General features: G+C 72.1%; 22 protein-coding genes and 1 pseudogene. 12 read left to right on the forward strand and 11 right to left on the reverse strand.

Going from position 1 to position 19,925, the window contains the following annotated elements:
• Positions 1–188, reverse strand: a pseudogene (locus AB0O21_RS16680) (aminotransferase); the annotation flags it as partial.
• Positions 189–457: 269 nt separating this feature from the next.
• On the opposite strand from AB0O21_RS16680, the gene AB0O21_RS16685 reads away from it, so the two are divergent.
• Positions 458–598 carry a hypothetical protein gene (locus tag AB0O21_RS16685; RefSeq protein ID WP_365171702.1) on the forward strand — a complete coding sequence of 47 codons (141 nt, stop codon included), beginning with the start codon at positions 458–460 and terminating at the stop codon, positions 596–598.
• A gap of 24 nt (positions 599–622) precedes the next feature.
• On the opposite strand, the gene AB0O21_RS16690 is transcribed toward AB0O21_RS16685, so the two are convergent.
• Positions 623–1,189 carry a dihydrofolate reductase family protein gene (locus AB0O21_RS16690; RefSeq protein ID WP_365171704.1) on the reverse strand — a complete coding sequence of 189 codons (567 nt, stop codon included), beginning with the start codon at positions 1,187–1,189 and terminating at the stop codon, positions 623–625.
• Complete coding sequence (locus tag AB0O21_RS16695) at positions 1,186–1,800, reverse strand: helix-turn-helix domain-containing protein (RefSeq protein WP_365171706.1); 615 nt, start codon at positions 1,798–1,800, stop codon at positions 1,186–1,188. The genes AB0O21_RS16690 and AB0O21_RS16695 overlap by 4 nt, the downstream gene beginning before the upstream one ends.
• A gap of 211 nt (positions 1,801–2,011) precedes the next feature.
• On the opposite strand from AB0O21_RS16695, the gene AB0O21_RS16700 reads away from it, so the two are divergent.
• The 3 genes from AB0O21_RS16700 to AB0O21_RS16710 are packed head-to-tail and all read left to right on the forward strand — an operon-like array spanning position 2,012 to position 4,172.
• Entirely contained in the window at positions 2,012–2,482 is a 471-nt protein-coding gene (locus tag AB0O21_RS16700) for a hypothetical protein (protein ID WP_365171708.1), read from the forward strand.
• The gene (locus AB0O21_RS16705) at positions 2,479–3,630 is read left to right on the forward strand and encodes an amidase (protein WP_365171710.1); all 1,152 of its coding nucleotides are present in this window, start codon (positions 2,479–2,481) and stop codon (positions 3,628–3,630) included. Before AB0O21_RS16700 ends, AB0O21_RS16705 begins: the two co-directional genes overlap by 4 nt.
• Positions 3,631–3,686: 56 nt before the next feature.
• Positions 3,687–4,172, forward strand: a complete 486-nt coding sequence (locus tag AB0O21_RS16710; protein ID WP_365171712.1) for a macro domain-containing protein — start codon at positions 3,687–3,689, stop codon at positions 4,170–4,172.
• A 157-nt stretch (positions 4,173–4,329) separates the two neighbouring features.
• Here AB0O21_RS16710 and tnpA read toward each other — a convergent pair whose 3' ends face one another.
• Positions 4,330–4,758 (reverse strand): IS200/IS605 family transposase, encoded by a 429-nt coding sequence (gene tnpA / locus AB0O21_RS16715; protein ID WP_365171714.1) that lies wholly within the window; start codon positions 4,756–4,758, stop codon positions 4,330–4,332.
• Between the two features lie 23 nt (positions 4,759–4,781).
• On the opposite strand from tnpA, the gene AB0O21_RS16720 reads away from it, so the two are divergent.
• Both AB0O21_RS16720 and AB0O21_RS16725 read left to right on the forward strand, forming a co-directional pair.
• Entirely contained in the window at positions 4,782–6,062 is a 1,281-nt protein-coding gene (locus tag AB0O21_RS16720) for a transposase (RefSeq protein ID WP_365171716.1), read from the forward strand.
• A 63-nt stretch (positions 6,063–6,125) separates the two neighbouring features.
• Positions 6,126–6,728 (forward strand): LysE family translocator, encoded by a 603-nt coding sequence (locus AB0O21_RS16725; RefSeq protein WP_365172023.1) that lies wholly within the window; start codon positions 6,126–6,128, stop codon positions 6,726–6,728.
• Between the two features lie 52 nt (positions 6,729–6,780).
• Here AB0O21_RS16725 and AB0O21_RS16730 read toward each other — a convergent pair whose 3' ends face one another.
• Positions 6,781–7,398 (reverse strand): MBL fold metallo-hydrolase, encoded by a 618-nt coding sequence (locus AB0O21_RS16730; protein ID WP_365171718.1) that lies wholly within the window; start codon positions 7,396–7,398, stop codon positions 6,781–6,783.
• 89 nt (positions 7,399–7,487) lie between these two features.
• Between AB0O21_RS16730 and AB0O21_RS16735 the strand changes: the two genes are divergently transcribed.
• Both AB0O21_RS16735 and AB0O21_RS16740 read left to right on the forward strand, forming a co-directional pair.
• Complete coding sequence (locus AB0O21_RS16735) at positions 7,488–8,444, forward strand: helix-turn-helix domain-containing protein (protein WP_365171720.1); 957 nt, start codon at positions 7,488–7,490, stop codon at positions 8,442–8,444.
• Between the two features lie 20 nt (positions 8,445–8,464).
• Positions 8,465–9,025, forward strand: coding sequence for a GNAT family N-acetyltransferase (locus AB0O21_RS16740; RefSeq protein ID WP_365171722.1), 561 nt, complete (start codon positions 8,465–8,467; stop codon positions 9,023–9,025).
• A gap of 23 nt (positions 9,026–9,048) precedes the next feature.
• Here the strand turns inward: AB0O21_RS16740 and AB0O21_RS16745 are convergent, their stop codons facing one another.
• Positions 9,049–9,492, reverse strand: coding sequence for a nitroreductase family deazaflavin-dependent oxidoreductase (locus AB0O21_RS16745; protein WP_365171724.1), 444 nt, complete (start codon positions 9,490–9,492; stop codon positions 9,049–9,051).
• Between the two features lie 159 nt (positions 9,493–9,651).
• Between AB0O21_RS16745 and AB0O21_RS16750 the strand changes: the two genes are divergently transcribed.
• Complete coding sequence (locus AB0O21_RS16750) at positions 9,652–9,837, forward strand: hypothetical protein (protein WP_365171726.1); 186 nt, start codon at positions 9,652–9,654, stop codon at positions 9,835–9,837.
• A 75-nt stretch (positions 9,838–9,912) separates the two neighbouring features.
• On the opposite strand, the gene AB0O21_RS16755 is transcribed toward AB0O21_RS16750, so the two are convergent.
• The 3 genes from AB0O21_RS16755 to AB0O21_RS16765 all read right to left on the reverse strand — a co-directional run bounded on the left by AB0O21_RS16755 (position 9,913) and on the right by AB0O21_RS16765 (position 13,904).
• Positions 9,913–10,920 carry a YdcF family protein gene (locus tag AB0O21_RS16755; protein ID WP_365171728.1) on the reverse strand — a complete coding sequence of 336 codons (1,008 nt, stop codon included), beginning with the start codon at positions 10,918–10,920 and terminating at the stop codon, positions 9,913–9,915.
• 133 nt (positions 10,921–11,053) lie between these two features.
• Positions 11,054–12,622, reverse strand: coding sequence for a D-aminoacylase (locus AB0O21_RS16760; RefSeq protein WP_365171730.1), 1,569 nt, complete (start codon positions 12,620–12,622; stop codon positions 11,054–11,056).
• A 1-nt stretch (position 12,623) separates the two neighbouring features.
• A complete protein-coding gene (locus AB0O21_RS16765) occupies positions 12,624–13,904 on the reverse strand; it encodes an amino acid deaminase (RefSeq protein ID WP_365171732.1) in 1,281 nt (426 codons plus the stop codon).
• Between the two features lie 359 nt (positions 13,905–14,263).
• On the opposite strand from AB0O21_RS16765, the gene AB0O21_RS16770 reads away from it, so the two are divergent.
• Together AB0O21_RS16770 and AB0O21_RS16775 are read left to right on the forward strand one after the other, a co-directional pair.
• On the forward strand, positions 14,264–15,016 hold the full coding sequence (locus AB0O21_RS16770; protein ID WP_365171734.1) for an IclR family transcriptional regulator: 753 nt from the start codon (positions 14,264–14,266) through the stop codon (positions 15,014–15,016).
• Positions 15,013–15,423, forward strand: a complete 411-nt coding sequence (locus AB0O21_RS16775; RefSeq protein WP_365171735.1) for a RidA family protein — start codon at positions 15,013–15,015, stop codon at positions 15,421–15,423. The genes AB0O21_RS16770 and AB0O21_RS16775 overlap by 4 nt, the downstream gene beginning before the upstream one ends.
• Positions 15,424–15,476: 53 nt before the next feature.
• On the opposite strand, the gene AB0O21_RS16780 is transcribed toward AB0O21_RS16775, so the two are convergent.
• A complete protein-coding gene (locus tag AB0O21_RS16780; RefSeq protein WP_365171737.1) occupies positions 15,477–16,814 on the reverse strand; it encodes a M14 family metallopeptidase in 1,338 nt (445 codons plus the stop codon).
• Between the two features lie 201 nt (positions 16,815–17,015).
• Entirely contained in the window at positions 17,016–18,707 is a 1,692-nt protein-coding gene (locus AB0O21_RS16785; RefSeq protein ID WP_365171739.1) for a glycosyl hydrolase family 18 protein, read from the reverse strand.
• 327 nt (positions 18,708–19,034) lie between these two features.
• Between AB0O21_RS16785 and AB0O21_RS16790 the strand changes: the two genes are divergently transcribed.
• On the forward strand, positions 19,035–19,910 hold the full coding sequence (locus AB0O21_RS16790) for a hypothetical protein (protein WP_365171741.1): 876 nt from the start codon (positions 19,035–19,037) through the stop codon (positions 19,908–19,910).
• Positions 19,911–19,925: the final 15 nt, after the last annotated feature.

Below are 19,925 nucleotides of genomic sequence, written 5' to 3' on the forward strand. Positions count from 1 at the left end.
CTGCCCAGGTTGCGGAGCATGTCCTCAAGGATCTCCGGCGGGCACTCGAAGCCGAAGGCCGCGGGGTTGCCGGTGTTGAGCTTGAGGATGCGATGACCTGCCGCTTCGAGCCGCATCGCCTCTTCGAGGACGGGTCCGCGGATCTCGTAGCAGACATTGGCGAGTTTCGTTGACTGGATCACCTGCATGACGGGAGCTTACGGGGCCGCGGCGTAGTTCCGCTGGGCCAATTCGGCGGAAGTGGACGGGGCGATATGTCCCGTTTCGCGCGATGGGCGGGTGGCGATGCCGCACGTCCTTGGAATCCGGGGCGCGCCCGCGTCCAGGCCTGCGGAATGGGTGCGGGCGGGCGGGGAGCAGGGTGGTGGTGTTGCGCTCGTCACCCCGGGTGGGATCGGGGCGGGTCTGAGTACGCGTGCTCATGCGCCCCGCCCCGGCCGGCGGGGAGGGTGGGGCCATGAACCAGCGTGAATGGAAGCCGGCGGACCACGGCAGGACCGCCGAGCGCGTGGGCACAGTGATCATGGTCGTGGCCGGGGGTCTTCTGCTGGCGGGAGCGCTGTGGATGGCCCTCATGCTCTGGGCCTACTCCTCGTGAGGTCGGCCGGAGGGGTGAGGGCGGTCAGAGGGTGTACGTGGCCTGAGTGAAGCCTGCCCCCAGGGGCTTGGTGGAGGCGAGGGTGAGCTTCACGTCCTGGCCGGCCAGCTCGCCGAACAGGGGGATGCCCGTGCCGAGGAGCACCGGCGCGGTGGTGATCGTCAGCTCGTCCAGCAGGCCCTCGCGGAGGAAGGTCTGCACGACCTTGCCGCCGTCCGCGTACACGCTCTTCGCCCCCGCGGCGGTCAGGCCGGCCAGGAGCTCGTCGAAGGAGCGGTAGACGGTGATCCGCTCGTCGTCCGTGACCAGGGTGGTGCTCAGGACCGCCACGCGCTTGCCCTCGTACGGCCAGAAGCCGAAGGTCAGCACCTTCTCGTAGGTGGCCCGGCCCATGGCGAGGGTGTCGATCCCGGCCATGAACTCCGTGTAACCGGTGTCCCCGACCTCCTCCGGGGAGTACGAGGTCAGCCACTCGATGTCACCGTCGGTACGGGCGATGAACCCGTCGAGGCTGACCCCGATGGTCACGGCGGTACGGAAGGCCCGCTCGCGCGGGGCCGGCGTCTGCGTGCTGCTGTTGCTGCTGCTCACTGGGGCTCCTTCTGTCGGCCGGGGGCCGTTCGATAGGGGTGCAGGGCGGCTTCGAGCGCGTCGAGCCCGCGCCCGGCGAGGGTGCCCTCCCGGTCCACCGCCCACAGCACCCCGGCCCCGATCGCGGCCTGCCGGACCGAACGGGCGAGCGAGGCGGTGTCGGTGTCCGCGCGCAGCTCCCCGGCCGCGACGGCCTCGTCGAGCAGGGCGCGTGCGGCGGCCTGCTGCGCCTGCTCGGCGGCGAGGGCGAGGCGGTGGAGCTCCGGGTCGGCGAGGTCGGCGCACAGGAACGCCAGGTGGTTGGCCAGCTCCTCCGGCGTCACCACCGCGCTCCAGGCCCCGGTCGTCAGCGCGGCGAGCGCGTCCAGCGGGGACGGGTGCTCCGCCCGGACGCGCGCATGGAGCCGCCCGACCTCCGCCACCCCCCGCTCGGCGACGGCCACCAGCATCCCCCGCTTCGACCCGAACCGCTGCGACAGGGTGGCCGGCACGAGCCCGACCTCCTCGGCGACGGCGGCCAGCGTCAGCCGCGCGGGGCCGGTGCGGCCCATGACGCCGACGAGGGCGTCCAGGATCGCGGCGTCGTCGACACCGCGGGGACGACCGGGCATGGGGTGCACCCCCTCTCTCCGCTTAATGAATGACTGTTCATTTATTAAAGCGGGCGCGCGCGGCGAGCGCAACAGGCGGGGGCGGGCCGGGACCCCGCGGGCTGCCGCGCGTCCCGTAAGGCCGCCGCGCCCCCAAGATCACGACTACCCTGCGCCTGTGCCGGCCTCCGCACACACGATCACCCGTAAAGACCTCCGCATGGGAGAACACATGGCTCGTCGCGTCCTGGAGGACGAGATCGCGCAGGCAGCTGTGAGCACCGCACTCGTGTCCTGGCGGCACGAGTCGGGGCGCGATGCCGTCTGCCTGGCACGGCTCATGCGGCCCTGCACCGGCACCGCGGCTGCCCTCGTGCTGTCGGAGATCGCCAAGAACCCCGACGACGCCGGTATCGCCTCCGACTTCCCCGGAGCCGCGTCGGCGGCCTGGAGCGCCCTGGGCCGGGCCGCCGACGCCGACCCCTCCCGCCTGTCCTGGTTCGCCCACCACGGACCGTTCTCCTCCCACGGCCCGACCGGACTGGATACCCTCACCGAAGTCACCCTCGTCTTCGACGGCGCGCGCTTCGAGGGCGACCTGGCCGGGCACACCCCGCTGGAGCCGAAAGCGGCCGCCGGGCTGCTCGACGGATGGCAGCTGGAGCCCGTCGAAGGCGCCCTCGTCCGGCTCGGCCGGGCATGAACCTCGACGATCACCTGTACATGTCGCTGTCCGCCGCCGGTGTCGCCGACCTGGTCAACCGGGGCGAGGCCACGGCCGTAGAAGTCGTCGACACCGCGCTGGCCGTGTGCGCCGAGCGCGATGGCGCCCTGCGGGCCTTCACCGCCCTGTGGGCGGAGTCGGCCCGGGCGCGGGCCGTCGAGGTCGACGCCGCGGTGGCCCGCGGGGTGCTCCTGCCCCTGGCCGGGGTGCCGGTCGCCGTCAAGGCGAGCGAAGGCGCCCAGTCCGTACAGAACCGGCGCCTGGTCGCCGCCGGGTGCGTGCCGATCGGAGCGACCTCCGTACCGCGCGCCGGCACCGGCTGGCAGACCTACGGCTCCACCGACCGCGGCCCCACCCTCAACCCGCTCAATCCGGCCTGGTCCCCGGGCGGATCATCGGCCGGGGCCGCGGCCGCGGTCGCGGCCGGGCTCGTTCCGCTCGCCACCGGATCCGATGGCGCCGGCTCGGTCCGGATCCCCGCCGCCTGGTGCGGCATCATCGGCTTCAAACCCACCAACGGCCTGCTGCCCGCGCGGGACCGAGCCGGTCTCAACAGTCCGGGCGTGCTGACCCGCACCCCGGCAGATGCCGCGACCTACCTTCGCGCAGTCGCCCCCGCCGGCGTCCCGGCCCCGGTGGCCGGGACGCCGAGGGTGGCCTGGACGCCGACGCTGGGGTACGCCGCCACCGACCCGGACGTCGCCGGTACAGCCCGGCACGCCTTGCACCGGATCGCAGATGCCGGGCTGTGCCGCCTCGTCGAGCGGCCCGTGGAGCTGCGCGATCCGGCTCCGGCCTGGACCGCTCTGCGGGCCGGTACCCCCGACCGGAACACCGAGGCGCTGATCGCGGCCAACGCGGAGGTCCTTCACGGGGCCTTCGAGGAGGTCGACGTCATCGCCACCCCCACCACGCCGCACCCCCCGCACGGCCACGACGGCCCCGGAGCCCGCATGAGCGTGGCGCTCACCTGGTCCTTCAACCTCTCCGGCCACCCGGCCCTCACCCTGCCCGCGGGAAGGACACCGAACGGCGAGCCCGTCGGCCTCCAGCTGGTCGCCCGCCACCACGCCGACACCACGCTCCTCACCGCCGCCGAAAGCTGGTACCGAACGGCAGCTCCATGAGGCTGCGGCTGAGATGGGGAGGGCCCGTTGTCAGTGGTCGCGCCTACCGTGGGGGCATGAAGCCGCTCAGGATCATCGCCGGGGACGCGACCAGTCCGCAGGCCGAAGGGCCCAAGGTCATCGCCCATGTGTGCAACGACCTCGGGGGGTGGGGGAAGGGCTTCGTGCTGGCCGTCTCGAAGCGGTGGCCCGAGCCCGAGGCGGCCTTCCGGGCGTGGCACCGGGGGCGCAGTGGGAACGACTTCGGGCTGGGGGCCGTGCAGGTGGTGCGGGTCAAGCCCGATGTGTGGGTCGCCAACATGGTCGGCCAGCGCGGGATACGGACCGGCAGCGGCGGCCCGCCGATACGTTACGAGGCCGTGGAGCGGTGCCTCGCCGCACTGGCCGGGCAGGCCGCCGAGCTGGGGGCCAGCGTGCACATGCCGCGCATCGGATGCGGGCTCGCCGGCGGCACCTGGTCGCGCATCGAGCCGCTGATCAGCGCCCAGTTGTGCGCGCGCGACATCGAGGTCACGGTCTACGACCACGGCCGGCGCGGCTAGGAAATCCGCTGCGGGCGGGGGCGTTCGCGGGTTTCATGGGGTTCATGGTGTCTACCTCTGATCTTGGCCAGTGCTCCGCCCTTCAGGGCGGGCGTGAGGGCCATCTTTGGCCCGGAGGCGCGGAGCGCCGGAGTGCTCTGCGTCTTCGGGGTGACTGTCAGACGGGACGCTGCTGGTTTTCGATGTACTGCTTGACGACGGTCAGGGGTGCGCCGCCGCATGAGCCGGCGAAATAGGAGCCGGACCAGAAGTGTCCGCGCCACAGGTGCCGGCGGACGTGACTGTCGTACTCCTGGCGCAGCCTGCGGGAGCTGACGCCCTTGAGGGAGTTGACCAGTTTGGAGAGCTGGACCTTGGGCGGGTAGTGCACGAGCAGGTGCACGTGGTCCTGTTCGCCGTTGAACTGTTTCAGCTCGGCTTCGAAGTCGGCGCAGACCTCCCGCATGATCTCTTCGGTGCGGGTCAGCATGACGTCGGTGAACGCATTCCGCCGGTACTTCGTGACAAAAACCAAATGAACATGCAGGTTGTGGACAACATGGCGGCCAGTTCTGACGTCGGGATTCGGGTCCCATCGGGGTGACATAAACCAATGCTATGGTCGGGATCGTGAGCGAACAGGCGTCAGTGAAGCGGCAGTTCGGGCATCGAGCCCGGCTCGCGCTGTCGCCTGCCGGGGTTCGCAAGGCGGATGATCAGGCGCACGCGGCCCGCACGATGTGGAATCTCCTGCATGCGTGGTGGCAGATGATGCCGAAGGAGAAGCGGACTCTCAAACACGCGGATGCCGCCATCCGACAGGCCCGCGAGGACATCGACTTTCTCGCTGTCCTTCCCGCGCAGGCCGCGCAAGCGGTGCTCAAGACGTACTTCCAGGCGTGGAGGAACTGCTGGGACAACCGCGCCGACGCGCCGAACTTCAAGGGCCGCATCCGCACCGTGATGTCCGTGGACATCCCGCAGGGCCGCGACCTGAACATCACCCGCGTGCACCGCCGCTGGGGCATGGCCAACCTGCCGAAGATCGGCCGGGTCCGCTTCCGGTGGACGAAAGACCTGCCCATCGGCAAGCGCGGCAACGAGGAGAACCGGATCACCGGCGCCCGGCTGATCAAGGACGCGCTCGGCTGGCACATCGCCTTCCGCGTCCAGACCCTGGAGACCGAGCCCGCACCCCATCAGGGGCCGCAGGTCGGCATCGACGTGGGCGTCACCGTGCCCATCGCCCTCTCGGACGGTGAGACGTACGAGCACGGCGAATGGCTGACGGAGAAGGAGCAGGCCAAACTCCTGCATCTGGAGCAGCGCGCCGCCCAGCGCAAGGCACACCGCAAGCCCGGCGAGCGCACCAGCCGCCGACTGCACCACACCTACGACCAGATCGCAGGACTTCGCGCGAAAGCCAAGCGCCGGGCACTCGACTGGCAGCACCAGACCACCACCGCCATCGCCGGCACATACGGCACGATCGTGGTCGAAGCACTCAGCATCACGAACATGGTCAAGTCCGCCAGGGGAACCATCGAGAAACCAGGGAAGAACGTCGCCCAGAAGTCCGGGCTGAACCGCTCCATCAGCGGGGAAGCGTGGGGCCGGACCGTCACCATGCTGACGTACAAGACCGCCCGGAACGGCGGCACCCTGCACAAGGTCCCCGCCCCCGGCACCTCCCAACGCTGCTCCGCGTGCGGCTTCACCACACCCGGCAGCAGGGAGTCCCAGGCCGTGTTCGTGTGCAAGAACCCGGACTGCGGCTGGTCGGGCAACGCCGACCACAACGCAGCCCGGAATGTCTTGCACCTGTACCGGATGGGCCTCTCGCTCATCCCGGCTGCCGGGAGGGCAGTCGTCAGGCGCGCGAAGCGCGTCAAGCCCGCTGCCGCAAGGTAAGCAGGAATCTCCCGGCTTCAGCCGGGAGAGCACTTCAAAGACCGGTTAGTGGCCTTCGCGGCCATGTCCTTCCTGCTGATCGTGATCCCCGGCCCCAGCGTGCTGTTCGTGATCGGACGCGCGCTGGCGCAAGGGCGCCGGGCCGCGCTGACCACCGTCGTGGGGAACACGCTCGGGGCCTACGTGCTCGTCGTGGCCGTGGCGCTCGGGGTCGGAGCCGTCGTGGAGCGCTCGGTGCTCGTCTTCACGGCGCTGAAGCTCGTGGGGGCCGCGTACCTCGTGTACCTCGGGGTCAAGGCCGTACGGCAGCGCGGCTCGCTGCATGCCGCGTTCGCCGGTGACGGGCCCGAGCACGGCACTCTGCGCACGTTGTGGGAGGGGTTCGCGGTCGGCGTGGCCAACCCGAAGACGATCGTGTTCTTCGCCGCCGTACTGCCCCAGTTCGTCGACCGCGCCCAGGGCCGCGTCGTACTGCAAATGCTGGTGCTCGGCCTGGTCTTCAACGTCATCGCGGTGGCGTCCGACAGCGTCTGGGGACTGGTCGCCGCCACCACGCGGAGCTGGTTCGCCCGCTCGCCGCGGCGACTCTCCCTGGTCGGCGGGGCCGGAGGGCTCGCGATGATCGGTCTCGGCGTCACCGTCGCCGTGACCGGCCGCAAGGAGTAGGCCGGGCCGGGCCGGGCAGGGCCGGGTCGGGCAGGGCCGGGTCGGGCAGGGCCTACCGCGGCGCCGTGTCGTCGGCCGGGAAGGCGGGGCCGTGGCCGGGGACGATCACGTCCGTCGCGGCCAGTACCCGCAGGCGGGAGGCGCGCAGGACGTCGTGGTCCGGGGCCACGGGGTCCTCGACCGGGCCGTTGGGCCGCCACCACAGGTCGCCCACGAAGGCGACGGTGCCCTCCTCCGTCCCGGCGAGGAGGGTGATGTCCTCGGGGCTGTGGCCCGGGGTGCGGATCAGGCGCAGGGAGGGGGTGAGTTCGTACCCCTCCGCGTCGCGGTCGGTCCACTGGTCGGCCTCGTAGATCGCCTTGTGGTCGTGGACCCGGGCCCGGCCGAAGAGGCCCACGTTCATGGTGTTGTCCGGGTGGTGGTGGCTGAGGACGACGTCCGTGATGTCGTCGGGGCCGAGGCCGAGTTCGGCGAGCGGGCCGAGGATGCGGTCGCGGCTCGCCACCATGCCCGGGTCGACGATCACGTGCCGGTCGCCGTCGGAGACGTACGAGACGGTGGCGGCGACCCCGGGGCCGGTGGACAGGGTGTAGCCGGTGGTCAGGACCGTGTACGTCGCGGTGCGGCCGGCAGGTGCGTCTGCCTGTGCGTTCATCTGCGTGTTCGTCATGCCCCAATCCTGGCCGTGGGGTTCGGGGTACACGAGTGGCACTGCTGCCAGTGATCGCGGGAATCGTGCCAGACTGCGATGCTTCCCCCATGGCCCCTTTCACCACCGTCGCCGCCTACGCCCCGCCCGGGGTCGGCATGCTCGCCGTCGGGATCGTCGCCGAGGTGTTCGGGGTGCGCGGGGCGGGGCTGCCGCGGTTCGACTTCGCCCTGTGCACCGAGCGGCCCGGCGCGGTGGCCACCGATGTCGGGGTGCCGGTCGCCGTCGGGCACGGGCTGGAGCGGCTGGCCGACGCCGAGCTGGTGATCGCGCTGCCGTGGGCCGGCTTCCGTACGCCGCCCCCGCCCGCCGTCCTCGACGCGCTGTCGGCCGCGCACGCGCGCGGCGCGCTGGTCGCCGCGCACTGCGTCGGGGCCTTCGCGCTCGCCGCCGCCGGGCTGCTCGACGGGCGGCGGGCCACCACCCACTGGCGGTTCGCCGGGCTGCTCGCCGACCGCCATCCGGAGGTGGCCGTGGAGGCCGACGCCCTCTACGTCGACGAGGGGCGCATCGCCACCGGCGCGGGCGCTGCCGCCGGCTTCGACCTGTGCCTGCACCTGCTGCGGCGCGAGCACGGGGCCGCGACGGCCAACGCCATCGCGCGGGACCTCGTACTGCCCTCGCACCGCGACGGCGGGCAGGCCCAGTACCTGGCCGCCCCCGTCCCCGCGGACTGCCAGGACGAGCGGCTGTCCGAGGTGCTGGCCTGGGCCCGCGAGCACCTCGACGAGCCGCTGCCCGTCGCGGAGCTGGCCCGGCGGGCCATGATGAGCAAGCGGTCCTTCGCCCGGCGCTTCGCCGCCGCGACGGGCACCACCCCGCACGCCTGGCTGCTGAACCTGCGCCTCAGCGGTGCCGAGGAGCTGCTGGAGACCACGGAGCTGCCGGTCGAGGAGATCGCCCGCCGGGTCGGCTTCGGCAGCGCGGCCGTGCTGCGGGAGCAGTTCGTCCGCCGCCGGGGCGTGCCGCCCCGCGCCTACCGCCGCTCCTTCACGCGCATCCCGTAGCCGCGTGCGACGATCGCGCCATGGAGTACGCCGTGGAGTACCGGTACGCCACCGCGGCCGACGCGCCCGCCATGGCCGCGCTCTTCGCCGCCAACCACCACGACGCCCTGACGGAGCTGGAGCGGGAGCGGCAGGGCTTCGTGCAGGGCGACTTCGGCGAGGACGCGCTGAGGGCATTGTCCGGGGCGGGCGGCCTCCTCGTCGCGGACGACGGGGGGCGGGTGGCCGGGCTCCTGGCCGTCTCCGCGCCCGAAACCCTCGCGGACCCGTCGCCACCGGTGCGCGCGCTGCTCGACGCGCAGGGCGCGCTGCGCTGGGAGGGACGGCCGCTCCGCGAGGTGCGCTGGCTGCTCTACGGCCCGGTGGTGGTCGACGCGGCCCACCGGGGCCACGGCGTGGCCCGCGGCCTGTTCGCCTTCGCGGCGGCGGAGGCCGCGGGGCGGGCGGAGGCGCTGGTGGCGTTCATCGAGGCCGCCAACCGGCCGTCCTGGCGGGTGCACGTCGACGGCTTCGGGATGCGGCCGCTGGGGGAGGTCACCGCGGGCGGCCGCACCTACGCGGTGGTCGCCGCCGCGGTCTGACGGGCCCCGGTCGGAGTTACGGCCTAGCGCTCCAGGATCACCAGCGGGATCTCGCGGGCCGTGCGCGCCTGGTCCTCCTCGTACGCGGGCCACAGGCCGGTCATCATCTCCCAGTACGTCTCCCGCTCCACCGGCGTGGCCGTGCGCGCCGTGGCGGTGGAGAGCGTCGCGCCCACCTGGAGGCGGACCTCCGGGTGGGCGGTGAGGTTGCGGTACCAGGCGGGGTGCTCCGGGGCTCCGTAGCCGGCGGCCAGCACGATCAGCCGGTCCTCGTCCCGGGCGTAGATCAGCGGGGTCCGCGCGGTGCGGCCGGTGGCGCGGTCGAGGGTGGTGAGCAGGAGTGTGGGGACCCCGTGCCAGAGGTGTCCGTCGGCGCCAGCCGTGGTCACGTACGCGCGGACGTGGTCGAGCCGCGGGCCGGGCGGCGGGTCCGAGGGGTGGTCCCAGTCGACGTCGATTGTCTGCATTTACCTGTCCTTAGGGTTTCGGCCCCCGGGCGGCTAACGAGCATTCATCGATTCTGGATGCGGCCGAAACGTTCCGCACGTCCGGGGGATCCCGCCCGAAGTGCGTTCATGGGGACCTGGCCGGAGTATGGGGCCAGGGGAAACCGTAGGAGGTACACGATGGTCAGTGAACCCGACGAGCAGCCCACACGGTCGGACCGGCTCCACACGGGCGGGGACCGGCCGTACGACCCCGAAGACCTCGTGATGGCGACAGGCCACGACCCGACTCCGGAGCGGGTCGAGATGGCGCGCCGGCTCATCGAGAAGGAGGGCCCGCAGGTCATCGAGCGGTACCTGCCGTAGCCGCAGCCGCTGCCGACAGCCCCGTCCCGGACCCCCGGGCACGGGGCCGCTGGGCGTGCGGCGCGGTGCCCCGGCTCAGCCCGTCAGCGTGGCCGCCGTGCCGAGGGCGATCAGCAGCCCGCAGATCCCCAGGTTCACGGCCTTGTGCTCCCAGAACACCGCGACGAACTCCCGGATGGTCGCGCTCGGCCAGTAGTACTTCGCCGTGGGGGAGCCCAGGACCTGCCCGTTCACCCCGGCCTTGCGGGCCATCATCGCGGCCCGGAAGGCGTGGAAGTTGTTGGTGACCACCACGCACCGGTAGTGCGGGTCGTCCGCCGCCATGATCGCCTGGCTGAACCGCATGTTCTCCTCGGTCGTCGTGGACCGGTCCTCCAGCGTGATGTGCTCCGCCGGCACGCCCTGCGCGATCAGCCAGTCCGCCATGGCCCGCGCCTCCGCGACCTTCTCGTCCGACCCCTTGCCGCCCGACGGCAGGAGGACCGGCGGCCGGCCGCCCCGGGCCAGCTGGGCCTCGTAGATGTCCTGGCCCTTGCGCAGCCGCGAGGCGAGCAGGGGCGGCACGCGGTCCCCGCCGATCAGGCCGGAGCCGAGCATGACCACGTGGTCGACGTCGCCGCGCACCTTGATCCGCCCGTAGAGGAAGGCGTACCCGAGGAAGCAGAGGAAGAGGAAGGAGACGTACGCGACGATCACCGCGAGCGTGGCCACGATGCCGTCGAGGACGCGCGAGCCGGCCATGCGGACGAACAGCAGCAGCGCGATCATCCCGAAGATCCCGAGCCCCGCGAGCATCGACAGCAGGTTGGCCGGGCGGCGTCCCTCCTTGCGGACCATGGTCACGCCGTTGCCTATGAGGAAGACGCCGAGCGCCAGGGTGCCGAGCACGGGCACGGCGAAGACGGTCATGACGACGAGGTACGCGAGCCAGTCCGGCAGCCGGTCCACCTGGAGGAGCAGGGCGAACGAGAGGGAGATGAAGGTCAGGCCGAACAGGACGGCGTTGCGGAAGCGGCGGCGGTCCTGTCGGGCGCTGAGGCCGAAGGCGAGGAGGAAGACGGCGGCGAGGGCGAAGGCGACCATCCGGCCATCGTAAATGTCAGATATGCGTACGGGTGTTACTCGCGCCGGGGCGTCCCGGCCGCCGCTCCGGCACCCCGCACAACCGCCCCGCGCACCGCCCCGCGCACCCCCTCGCACGCCGCCCGGCCCACCGCTAGGTGCGCCGCACCGAGCGGCCGGCCAGGACGTCCGTGCGGCGCCCGTCCCGCATCACGAACCGCCCGTCGACCAGTACGTGCGGGATGCCCGTCGGCAGCACCCGCGGGTTCTCGTACGTGGATCCGGCCGCGACCGTGTCCGGGTCGAAGAGGACGAGGTCCGCGCGGTGCCCCACCCGCACCAGCCCCCGGTCGGGCAGCCGCAGGCGCGCCGCCGGGCGGCCCGCGAGGTGCGCCACGCACTCCTCCAGGGAGAGCAGGCCCAACTCGCGGACGTAGCGGCCGAGGTAGTGCGGGAAGGTGCCGTAGGCGCGCGGGTGCGGTTTCGCGCCCTGGAGGATGCCGTCGGAGCCGCCCGTGTGGGCGGGGTGGCGCATGATCGCCCGGACGTTCTCCTCGTGGCCCACGTGCTGGAGGACCGTCGGCGCGAGCCGGTCGCCGAGCAGCAGCCGCCGGGCGGTGTCCCAGCCGTCCAGGCGCCTGCCCACGTACGGGGCGAAGGCCGGGTCGTTGACGCCCGAGACCTCGATCGTCGACCAGTCGACGGGCACCCCGTGGCAGCCGTCCGCGCCCTCGACCTCCAGCGCGTACCGGATCCGCTCCGCCGCGGCGTCGTCGCGCAGCCGGGCCAGGACCGCTTCCGGGCCGCCCTCGTTCGCCCAACTGGGCAGCAGCGCCGCGAGGGTGGTGCAGCCGGGGGTGTACGGATAGCTGTCGAGGGTGATGTCGGCGCCCTCGGCCAGGGCCGCGTCGAGCAGGGCCAGCAGCTCGCCGGCCCGGCCCTCGTTCTCGCCGAAGTTCATGGTGGCGTGCGCGAGGTGCAGGGCGCAGCCCGCCTCCCGGGTCAGCCCGACCATCTCGGCGTAGGCGGCCAGGGCGCCCCGGCCGTACGAGCGGTGGTGCGGGCAGTAGTAGCCGCCGTACCGCGCCACCACCCGGCACAGCTCGGTCAGTTCGGCGCCGGAGGCGTACATGCCGGGGGTGTAGGTGAGCCCGGAGGACATGCCGACGGCGCCCTGCTCCAGGCCCTCGGCGACGAGCTGCCGCATCCGGTCCAGCTCGGCCGCGGTCGCGGGGCGGTCGTCCCAGCCGAGGGCGTACGCGCGGACGGTGCCCTGCGGGACGAGGTACGCGGCGTTCACGGCCACGCCCTGACCGCCGTGGGCCCGGTCCAGCCGGTCGAGGTACTCGCCGACGGTCCGCCAGTCGAAGTCGACGTCGTCCCCCGGCCCGTTCCAGCCCGCGATGGCGGCCCGCACCTCGCCGAGCGTGCGGTCGTCGGCGGGCGCGTACGACAGCCCGTCCTGGCCGAGGACTTCGAGGGTCACGCCCTGCGCGGCCTTCGCGCTGTGGTCCGGGTCGCGGAGCAGCGCGAGGTCGCTGTGGGCGTGCATGTCGACGAAGCCGGGGGCGAGGGCCAGCCCGTACGCGTCGAGCGTGGTGCGGCCGCCGCCGGGCAGCGAGCCGATTTCGACGATCCGGCCCTCGTGCACGCCGACGTCCGCCGTGTACGAGGGCCCGCCCGTGCCGTCGACGACGCGGGCCCCCCGGATGACGAGGTCCACCTCAGAAGAAGGTGCGCACGTAGTCCGTGACCGTGCCGTCGGCCTCCACCAGCGGGATCAGCGGCCACTTCTCGAAGATGGTGCACGGGTGGGACATCCCGAGCGCCACCCAGTCGCCCACCTGCACGTCGTCTTCGGAATCCGTCTCCAGCCAGGCGTGCTGGTCGGACAGCTTCACCACCCGCACGCCCGTGGCGGGGCGCTCCTCGCCGGTGAGGGCGTCACGGACCAGCTCGGCCTCCGGCAGACCGAGGTCGTACGCGATGTCGCGCTTGCCGGCGTTGACGAAGGCCTGGGTGGGGGAGGGCCGGGAAACGACCTGGGTCCACAGCCGGAACGCGGGGCGCAGCCCGCCCTCTTCGGGGTGCCGGTTGAAGGGGGTCAGGCGGGTGTACCAGCCGTGGTCGTGGGAGACGTACGCGCCCGAGCGGAGCAGCTTCAGCACGGGCCGGGAGAGCTCCGGGAGCTCGGCGAAGACGTCGGCGACGGCGTCGAACCAGGCGGAGCCGCCGGCGCTGACGACGATCTCCTCCAGGGCGGGGTCGAAGCGGCCGGCCTTGTCGAACTCGACGGCGAGGGCGGTGAGCCGGCGCAGGTAGGCGTGCACGCGCGCCGGGTCGGCGTCGGGGACCTCGGCCTCGTAGCCGCCCATGCCGACCAGCCGCAGGGTCCCGGTCGCGGCGACCGCGTCGGCGACGGCCCGGCAGTCGTCGTCGGTACGGGCCCCGGTGCGGGCGCCCTCGCCGGCGCCGAGCTCTACGACGACGTCGATACGGGCGGTGTGGCCTTGGAGCGCCCGGTCCATGAGCTGGACCCCGCGCACGGAGTCGACGTAGCAGACGAACCGGAAGCCGGGGTCGGCCGCGAGCTCGTCGGCGACCCAGCGCAGGGCGGCAGGGTCGACGAGCTCGTTGGCGAGGAAGATCCGCTGGATACCGAAGGCGCGGTAGACGCGGGCCTGGTGCGGGACGGCGGCGGTGATGCCCCACGCGCCGTGCTCCAGCTGGCGGCGGAACAGCTGCGGGGACATGCAGGTCTTGCCGTGCGGCGCGAAGGCGAGGTCGTGCCGGGCGGCGTACGTGCCGAGGGCGGCGAGGTTGTGCTCCAGCGCGGCGGCGTCGAGGGTGAGCACGGGGGTGGTGAACCCGCCGGTGTGGATGTGGCGCCGCTGCTGCGCGAGCTGCCCGACGGTGAGGCGGGCCGCCTGGGCGTCCGGGGGGAGGCCCTTGAACCGGTGGTCGACCGGTTCGTCGGCGAGTTCCTTGACGGGGTCGCTGGCCATGCGGGTGCCTCCCGGGGGTTGCTGGGTTGCGCTGTGTGCAACGGTCGTTGCGTATGCCGCTGCCTGCTGTCTAACATCCCGGGTGACGGTGGGTCAACGTGCGCTGTCCGGTGCAGCCCGGCCTCCTGGGGCTCCGCCCCAGACCCCGCGCCTCAAACGCCGGCGGGGCTGGATTTTGGCCGGCGTCGGCCGCCAGGTGCGGCTGGATCGCCCACCAGGCAAATCCAGTGCCGCCGGGCGAAGATCCAGCCCCTTCGGCGTTTGAGGAGCGGGGTCCGGGGCGGAGCCCCGGCAGCGGCGCCGCACATGACCAGCGGGTCCGGGCGGAGCCCCAGGGGCGGGACGAGAGGGGACGAGGGATGAGTCAGTCCGTGGAGCGGGCGCTCGCGGTGCTGCCGCTGCTCGCGAAGGGCCCGGCCGGCCTCACGGCGGTCGCCGACGCGCTCGGCGTGCACAAGAGCACCGCCCTCCGCCTCCTCCGCACCCTGGACCAGAACGGCCTCGTGTACCGCCAGCCGGACGGCCGCTACCGCCTCGGCGCACGGCTCTTCGAGCTGGCGGCCGAGGCCATCGAGAACCTCGATGTCCGGGACATCGCCCACCCCCACCTCGTCGAGCTGAACAAGGCCACCGGCCACACCGTCCACCTCGCCCTCCACCAGGACGACGAGGTCGTGTACATCGACAAGGTCGACAGCCGCTACCCGGTCCGCATGTACTCCCGCATCGGCAGGCCCGTGCCCCTCACCGTCGCCGCCGTCGCGAAGCTGCTCCTCGCCGACCTCCCCGAACCGGAGCGCCGAGCCCTCGCCGACCGGATCGAGTACCCCCGCTACACCGCCCGCTCGACCCCGGACGCCGCCGCGTTCCTCCGCGAGCTGGACCTCGTACGGGAACAGGGCTGGGCCACCGACCTCGGCGGGCACGAGGAGTCCCTGAACTGCCTCGGCGCGCCCGTGCGCGGGCCGGACCGGAGGGTCGTCGCCGCGCTGTCGGTCTCCGCGCCCAGCGTGGTCGTCGGCGCCGAGGGGCTGCTGGAACTGCTGCCCCTGGTGCTCCGTACCGCCGAAGCCATCAGCCGCGACTACTCAGGAGCAGGAGAAGGAACGTGACCGAGAAGATCGCCGTCACCCCCGACACCCACACCACCCCGCCCGCGAAGTTCTCGCACGGGGTCCGCAAGGGCAACATCCTCCAGGTCGCCGGCCAGGTCGGCTTCCTCCCGCACGTGGACGGGCAGCCGCCCACCCCCGCCGGGCCCACGCTGCGCGAGCAGACGCTCCAGACGCTGGAGAACGTCCGGTCCGTGCTGGAGGCCGGCGGCTCGGGCTGGGACGACGTGCTGATGATCCGCGTCTACCTCACCGACACCGCGCACTTCGCCGAGATGAACGGCATCTACAACGCCTACTTCGAGGAGCAGGGGCTGAAGGAGGCTCCCGCCGCCCGCACCACCGTGTACGTCGGCCTGCCGGCCGGGCTGCTCATCGAGATCGACGCCCTCGCCGTGCTGGGGTAGCAGGGGAGAGGGGCGCCCCCCTGGCGGTGGGGCGCCCCGTGTGCCAAGTCAGGTCAGGCGGTGCAGTACTGGGCTTCCTTGCCGATCGAGCGGTACATGCAGTCCGCGTTCTCCAGCAGCTGGAGCACCGCGTCCTTGTTGCGCGCGGTCTCGCGGTCGATGACCTCGTCCGGCGGGTAGAAGCCGCCCCCGCCGCTCTCCGGGTACATCTCGAAGGTGTAGCCGAAGATCTTCTGGTCGCCCCACAGCCAGTCGTCGATCGTCCCGTCGGTGATGTACAGGTCGCTCGACTGCTCCGGCGTGTAGCCGTTGCTCGCCGCCATGCCCGTGCCGATCTTCTTGTAGACGGCGAGGTCGTCGGCGGTCAGCCCGGGGGCGGTGTCGTTGTAGGTGTAGCCGAAGGGCCACAGCACCAGTTCGCTGTACGTGTGGAAGTCGATCGCGGCCTTGATCTGCTGCTTGCCGCCGATCACCCGGCTGCGGACGAAGTCGGAGACGGCCTTCACCTCGGGCGCCGACTCCGCCGCCGGGCCCCGGTAGGTCTCCGAGCTCCTGCTGCCGCTGGAGCCGCCGCAGCAGCCCCACTTGTAGTTCCAGTTGCGGTTCTCGTCCGTGCCGACGTACGAGGATCCGGCGTTGGGCTGCCGGTTCTTGCGCCAGGACCGGTAGGAGCCGGTGGCGATGTCGTACTCGCCGCCGTCCGGGTTGAGGTCCGGGATGATCCAGATCTCGCGGCCGTTGACCGCGTTCGTGACGCGGGTGTCGGTCCCGTACTTGGAACCGAACTCGTTCAGCAGGTACAGGGCCATTTCCACGGTCAGGTGCTCACGGGCGTGCTGGTGGTGGGTGAAGAGCACCTCCGGCTCGGCCTCGTCCGTCGCGACGTTGTCGCTGATCTTGATGGCGACGAGGTCCCGGCCCTGGTACGACTTCCCGATCACCTTCTTGCTCATGATCGAGGGGTACTGCGCGACGCGCTGGTTGATCTCGGCGGTCGCCTCGGCGTAGTTGTGGTACTTCGAGTCCGCCGACGGGAAGTCCATCGGGCTCGCCGCGATCCCGGGCAGGGAGCGTTCCGGCGGTCCGGGCAGGGCCTCCAGCTTGTAGCCGAGCGCGCGCAGCTTCTTGGCCTGCATGGTGTCGGCGCTGACGACGACCGAGCGGGTGTCGACCTCGTCGATGGAGGCGCCGGTGGCGAGCAGGGCCGTGCGTTCGGCCGGGGTGGCCGGGCCCTTGATCTCGTACTGGACGATCGCCTCGTCCTGGGTGGCGGTGGACGGGGTGGGTGGTGGTGATGCCGTCGCGCTCATGCCGTAGGCGGGTGCGCCCAGCGCGAGCGCCAGCAGGGCCGCCGTGACGGCGGCCCTCCGGCGGGTGTGGAGGAGCCGCATGCGTTCTCCTGGGTGGGAGTGTGGGGGTTGCCGTGCGGATGCCGCACAGCGTGCGCTCATGACATGACCCGGTCAAGGACCAAAAACCGGCCATTCCCACACATGCCCGCTATCCGGAAGGCGCAGCGGTACTACGCCCGTGCGGGCGACCCCGGCTGACGGCGTGTCGGCCGCCGCCCGGGTCGCCCGCCGGTCACGGAACTACGGCAGGGACCGCACCTTAGGCCCCACCGCGTCCGACCAGGCGTGGCCGGCCTTGGCGTCCCAGTTGGTCGACCAGGTCATCGCGCCGCGCAGCCCCGGGTAGGTCTTCGACGGCTTGAAGGAGCCGCAGCTCGTGCCCCTGGCCAGGCAGTCCAGGGCGTTGTTCACGATGGTCGGGGAGACGTAGCCGCTGCCCGCGCCGCTCGGCGAGGCCGGGACGCCGATGCCCACCTGGGAGGGGTCGAGCCCGCCCTCCAGCTGGATGCAGGCCAGCGCGGTGAGGAAGTCCACCGAGCCCTGGGAGTAGACCTTGCCGTCGCAGCCGTTCATCGAGCCGCTGTTGTAGTACTGCATGTTGACGACGGTGAGGATGTCCTTGACGGCCAGCGCCGTCTTGAAGTAGCCGCCCTGGGTGGACTGCATGTCGATCGTCTGCGGGGCCATGGTGATGACCAGCGAGGAGCCGGCCTTCCCGGACAGCGCGCGCAGCGCCTGCGTCATGTAGGTCGGGTTCAGGCCGTTCTCCAGGTCGATGTCGATCCCGCTGAACCCGTACTCCTGCATCAGCGCCCACGCCGAGTTCGCGAGGTTGTTCGCGGAGGCGGAGTCGTTGACCGTGATGGTGCCCTTCTCGCCGCCGATGGAGAGGATGACCGACTTGCCGGCCGCCTTCTTCGCGGCGATGTCGGCCTTGAACTGCGCCACCGTGTAGCCGCCGAGGCCGGCCGAGTCGAGGTTGAAGGTGATGGCGCCGGGCGTGGTCGTGGCGTCGGCGAAGGAGACGGCGATGATGTCGTACTGCGCGGAGACGTCGGAGATCTTCTGGACGGTCGCGCCGTTGTTGAAGTTCTGCCAGTAGCCGGTCAGCGCGTGCTTGGGGACGGCGGGGTTCGGGTTGCCGCCACCGCCGGTCGTGGTGCCCGTCACGGCGGCGGACTTGGGGCCCTCGCCCGCCGCGTTGTAGGCGCTCACCTGGAAGGAGTACGAGGTCGAGGCGGCCAGCCCGGTGATCTGGGCCGAGGCTTCGGTCACCGTCTTGACCCGGGCGCCGTCCTGATACACGTGATAGCCGGCGGCCCCGCTGACCGCGCCCCACGAAAGGGTGAGCCCGCTGGAGCTCTGGCCGGAAACGGCGGTGCCGGCGGGGGCGCCGGGGACCGACGGGCCGGGGTCGGTGCCGCCGCCCCCGTCGGGGCCGAAGACGCTGAACTCGTCCACGACGTAGGCCGGCTGGCCGTACCAGCCGTGGGTGTAGACGGTGACCTGCGTGGTGCTAGGGCCGGTGGTGAAGGTGGTGGAGAGCTTCTGCCAGCCGCCGCCCGAGCCGGGGGTCCAGGTGGACACGTCCTGCGTGCCGGTGCCGGTCGCGCCGAGGTAGACGTAACTGCCCTGGACCTGCGTGGTCAGCGTGTACGTCGAGTTCGGCTTGACCGTGACGGTCTGGCTGCAGCGGGCGTTGTCCTGGCCCGCCGGGGTGGCCTTGAGGGCGCCCGCCCCGGCGAAGACGGGGGAGGAGACGGAGGCGCCGCTTCCGCCGGAGCAGGACCAGTTGGCGAGGCCGGACTCGAAGCCTCCGTTACGGGCGACGTTGACGTCCGCGGCTTGTGCCGTACCGGTCGCGAGGGCGCTGAGGCCGCCCGCGGCGAGGGCGAGGGCCGTGGGCAGGACGAGGGAGCGTATGCGGTTCACGTGGACTCCGTGGGGGGAGTGAAGGGATGTCAGGGTGAGTGGGGCACCCCGCTCACAAGTTGGTCCAGACCAATCCTCGTGTCAATAGTCTTTGCAATGTGGCCTGATCCGATCGGTCTTCTGACCGGTCGTCCGATCCGTGTTGTCCGGTTTTCCGGCCACCTGTGACATGTGCTGACGGCATGGGAATTACCAAGCCCCTGCCCTGCCGGGGGCGGCGCGGATATGGTGCTGGTTCCAGGGGGGCGCGCATCGCTCGTTTGCGGTCGCGCAGGGGTGAGTGCCGGGCAAGCACCGGGTGAGTACGGGGTGAACGGGGGGATTCGCGTGCCGACCGCCATCGCTGTCACCAGCGCAGATCTGGTGCTTCCGGCCCCTGACCGGCACACGCCCGGAGCCGCCGTACTGCATCCGCCCGGGCGGCTCGACCTCGACGGCGCGCTCGCCGAGACCAGCGCACTGCTGGAACGGCACGGGCACCTCGTGACCGTCGTGCCGCCCTGGCTGCCCGCCACGACCGTCCAGCGGCTGCACGCGGTACGGGCCATCCTGGAATCCGACCGGATCGCCCTCCTGGACGTCGACCTGCCGCCCCTGGGCACCGCCCTGCTGGTCCGTCAGCTGCGCCAGCTCACCGTGTGCGACTTCAGCCCCGGGGTCATCGCCTCCGCGGCCCGGCTCCTCTCCCACTACGTCTACGCGGGCGCGCTGCTCGGCTCGGTCGCCAAACTCGACCGGATTCCGGTCGGCCTGAAGGCGCACGCCCGGTCCTGGTCGCCGAGCGCGCAGTTCGCCGTACTCGCCCACCCGAAACCGCACCTCGCGAAACTGGGCGCCCCGGAAGGGGTCCTGCCGCCGGGACCCGAGTTCGCCACGCAGCTCACCTTCGCCCGCGGCCAGCTCGCCTCCGAGTGGGTCGCCTCCGAACTCGCCCCGGCCTGGCAGGTGCAGGGCGTCATGGAGAACCCGCTGCCCGCGGAGTCGCCCGGGTTCTGGGGCACCCCCAAGCTCGTCGAGTTCGCCGCCGGCATCCCGGACCTGTCCGTGCTCTACCAGCTCGTCGCCTCGGTCCGCCGCGAGCAGTGCCGCTGGTGCGGCCTCGAACTCATCGGCGACCGCTGCGGCTTCTGCTCCGCGCCGCTGGCCGCGCCGCCGCCCCGGGCCGCCGTCGGAACGGCCGGCACCGCCCGCTCCAGACCCTGATCACCCGAACGCCCA

It is taken from the genome of Streptomyces sp. NPDC091371, from assembly GCF_040684275.1.
Lineage (GTDB): Bacteria > Actinomycetota > Actinomycetes > Streptomycetales > Streptomycetaceae > Streptomyces.

What these genes read in the sequence shown, in the direction of transcription:
- AB0O21_RS16685 (WP_365171702.1), top strand. Translation starts at nt 458, where the DNA reads ATGAACCAGCGTGAATGGAAGCCGGCGGACCACGGCAGGACCGCCGAG.
- AB0O21_RS16695 (WP_365171706.1), bottom strand. Translation starts at nt 1,800, where the DNA reads ATGCCCGGTCGTCCCCGCGGTGTCGACGACGCCGCGATCCTGGACGCC.
- AB0O21_RS16700 (WP_365171708.1), top strand. Translation starts at nt 2,012, where the DNA reads ATGGCTCGTCGCGTCCTGGAGGACGAGATCGCGCAGGCAGCTGTGAGC.
- AB0O21_RS16705 (WP_365171710.1), top strand. Translation starts at nt 2,479, where the DNA reads ATGAACCTCGACGATCACCTGTACATGTCGCTGTCCGCCGCCGGTGTC.
- AB0O21_RS16710 (WP_365171712.1), top strand. Translation starts at nt 3,687, where the DNA reads ATGAAGCCGCTCAGGATCATCGCCGGGGACGCGACCAGTCCGCAGGCC.
- tnpA (WP_365171714.1), bottom strand. Translation starts at nt 4,758, where the DNA reads ATGTCACCCCGATGGGACCCGAATCCCGACGTCAGAACTGGCCGCCAT.
- AB0O21_RS16725 (WP_365172023.1), top strand. Translation starts at nt 6,126, where the DNA reads ATGTCCTTCCTGCTGATCGTGATCCCCGGCCCCAGCGTGCTGTTCGTG.
- AB0O21_RS16730 (WP_365171718.1), bottom strand. Translation starts at nt 7,398, where the DNA reads ATGACGAACACGCAGATGAACGCACAGGCAGACGCACCTGCCGGCCGC.
- AB0O21_RS16735 (WP_365171720.1), top strand. Translation starts at nt 7,488, where the DNA reads ATGGCCCCTTTCACCACCGTCGCCGCCTACGCCCCGCCCGGGGTCGGC.
- AB0O21_RS16740 (WP_365171722.1), top strand. Translation starts at nt 8,465, where the DNA reads ATGGAGTACGCCGTGGAGTACCGGTACGCCACCGCGGCCGACGCGCCC.
- AB0O21_RS16745 (WP_365171724.1), bottom strand. Translation starts at nt 9,492, where the DNA reads ATGCAGACAATCGACGTCGACTGGGACCACCCCTCGGACCCGCCGCCC.
- AB0O21_RS16750 (WP_365171726.1), top strand. Translation starts at nt 9,652, where the DNA reads ATGGTCAGTGAACCCGACGAGCAGCCCACACGGTCGGACCGGCTCCAC.
- AB0O21_RS16755 (WP_365171728.1), bottom strand. Translation starts at nt 10,920, where the DNA reads ATGGTCGCCTTCGCCCTCGCCGCCGTCTTCCTCCTCGCCTTCGGCCTC.
- AB0O21_RS16765 (WP_365171732.1), bottom strand. Translation starts at nt 13,904, where the DNA reads ATGGCCAGCGACCCCGTCAAGGAACTCGCCGACGAACCGGTCGACCAC.
- AB0O21_RS16770 (WP_365171734.1), top strand. Translation starts at nt 14,264, where the DNA reads ATGAGTCAGTCCGTGGAGCGGGCGCTCGCGGTGCTGCCGCTGCTCGCG.
- AB0O21_RS16780 (WP_365171737.1), bottom strand. Translation starts at nt 16,814, where the DNA reads ATGCGGCTCCTCCACACCCGCCGGAGGGCCGCCGTCACGGCGGCCCTG.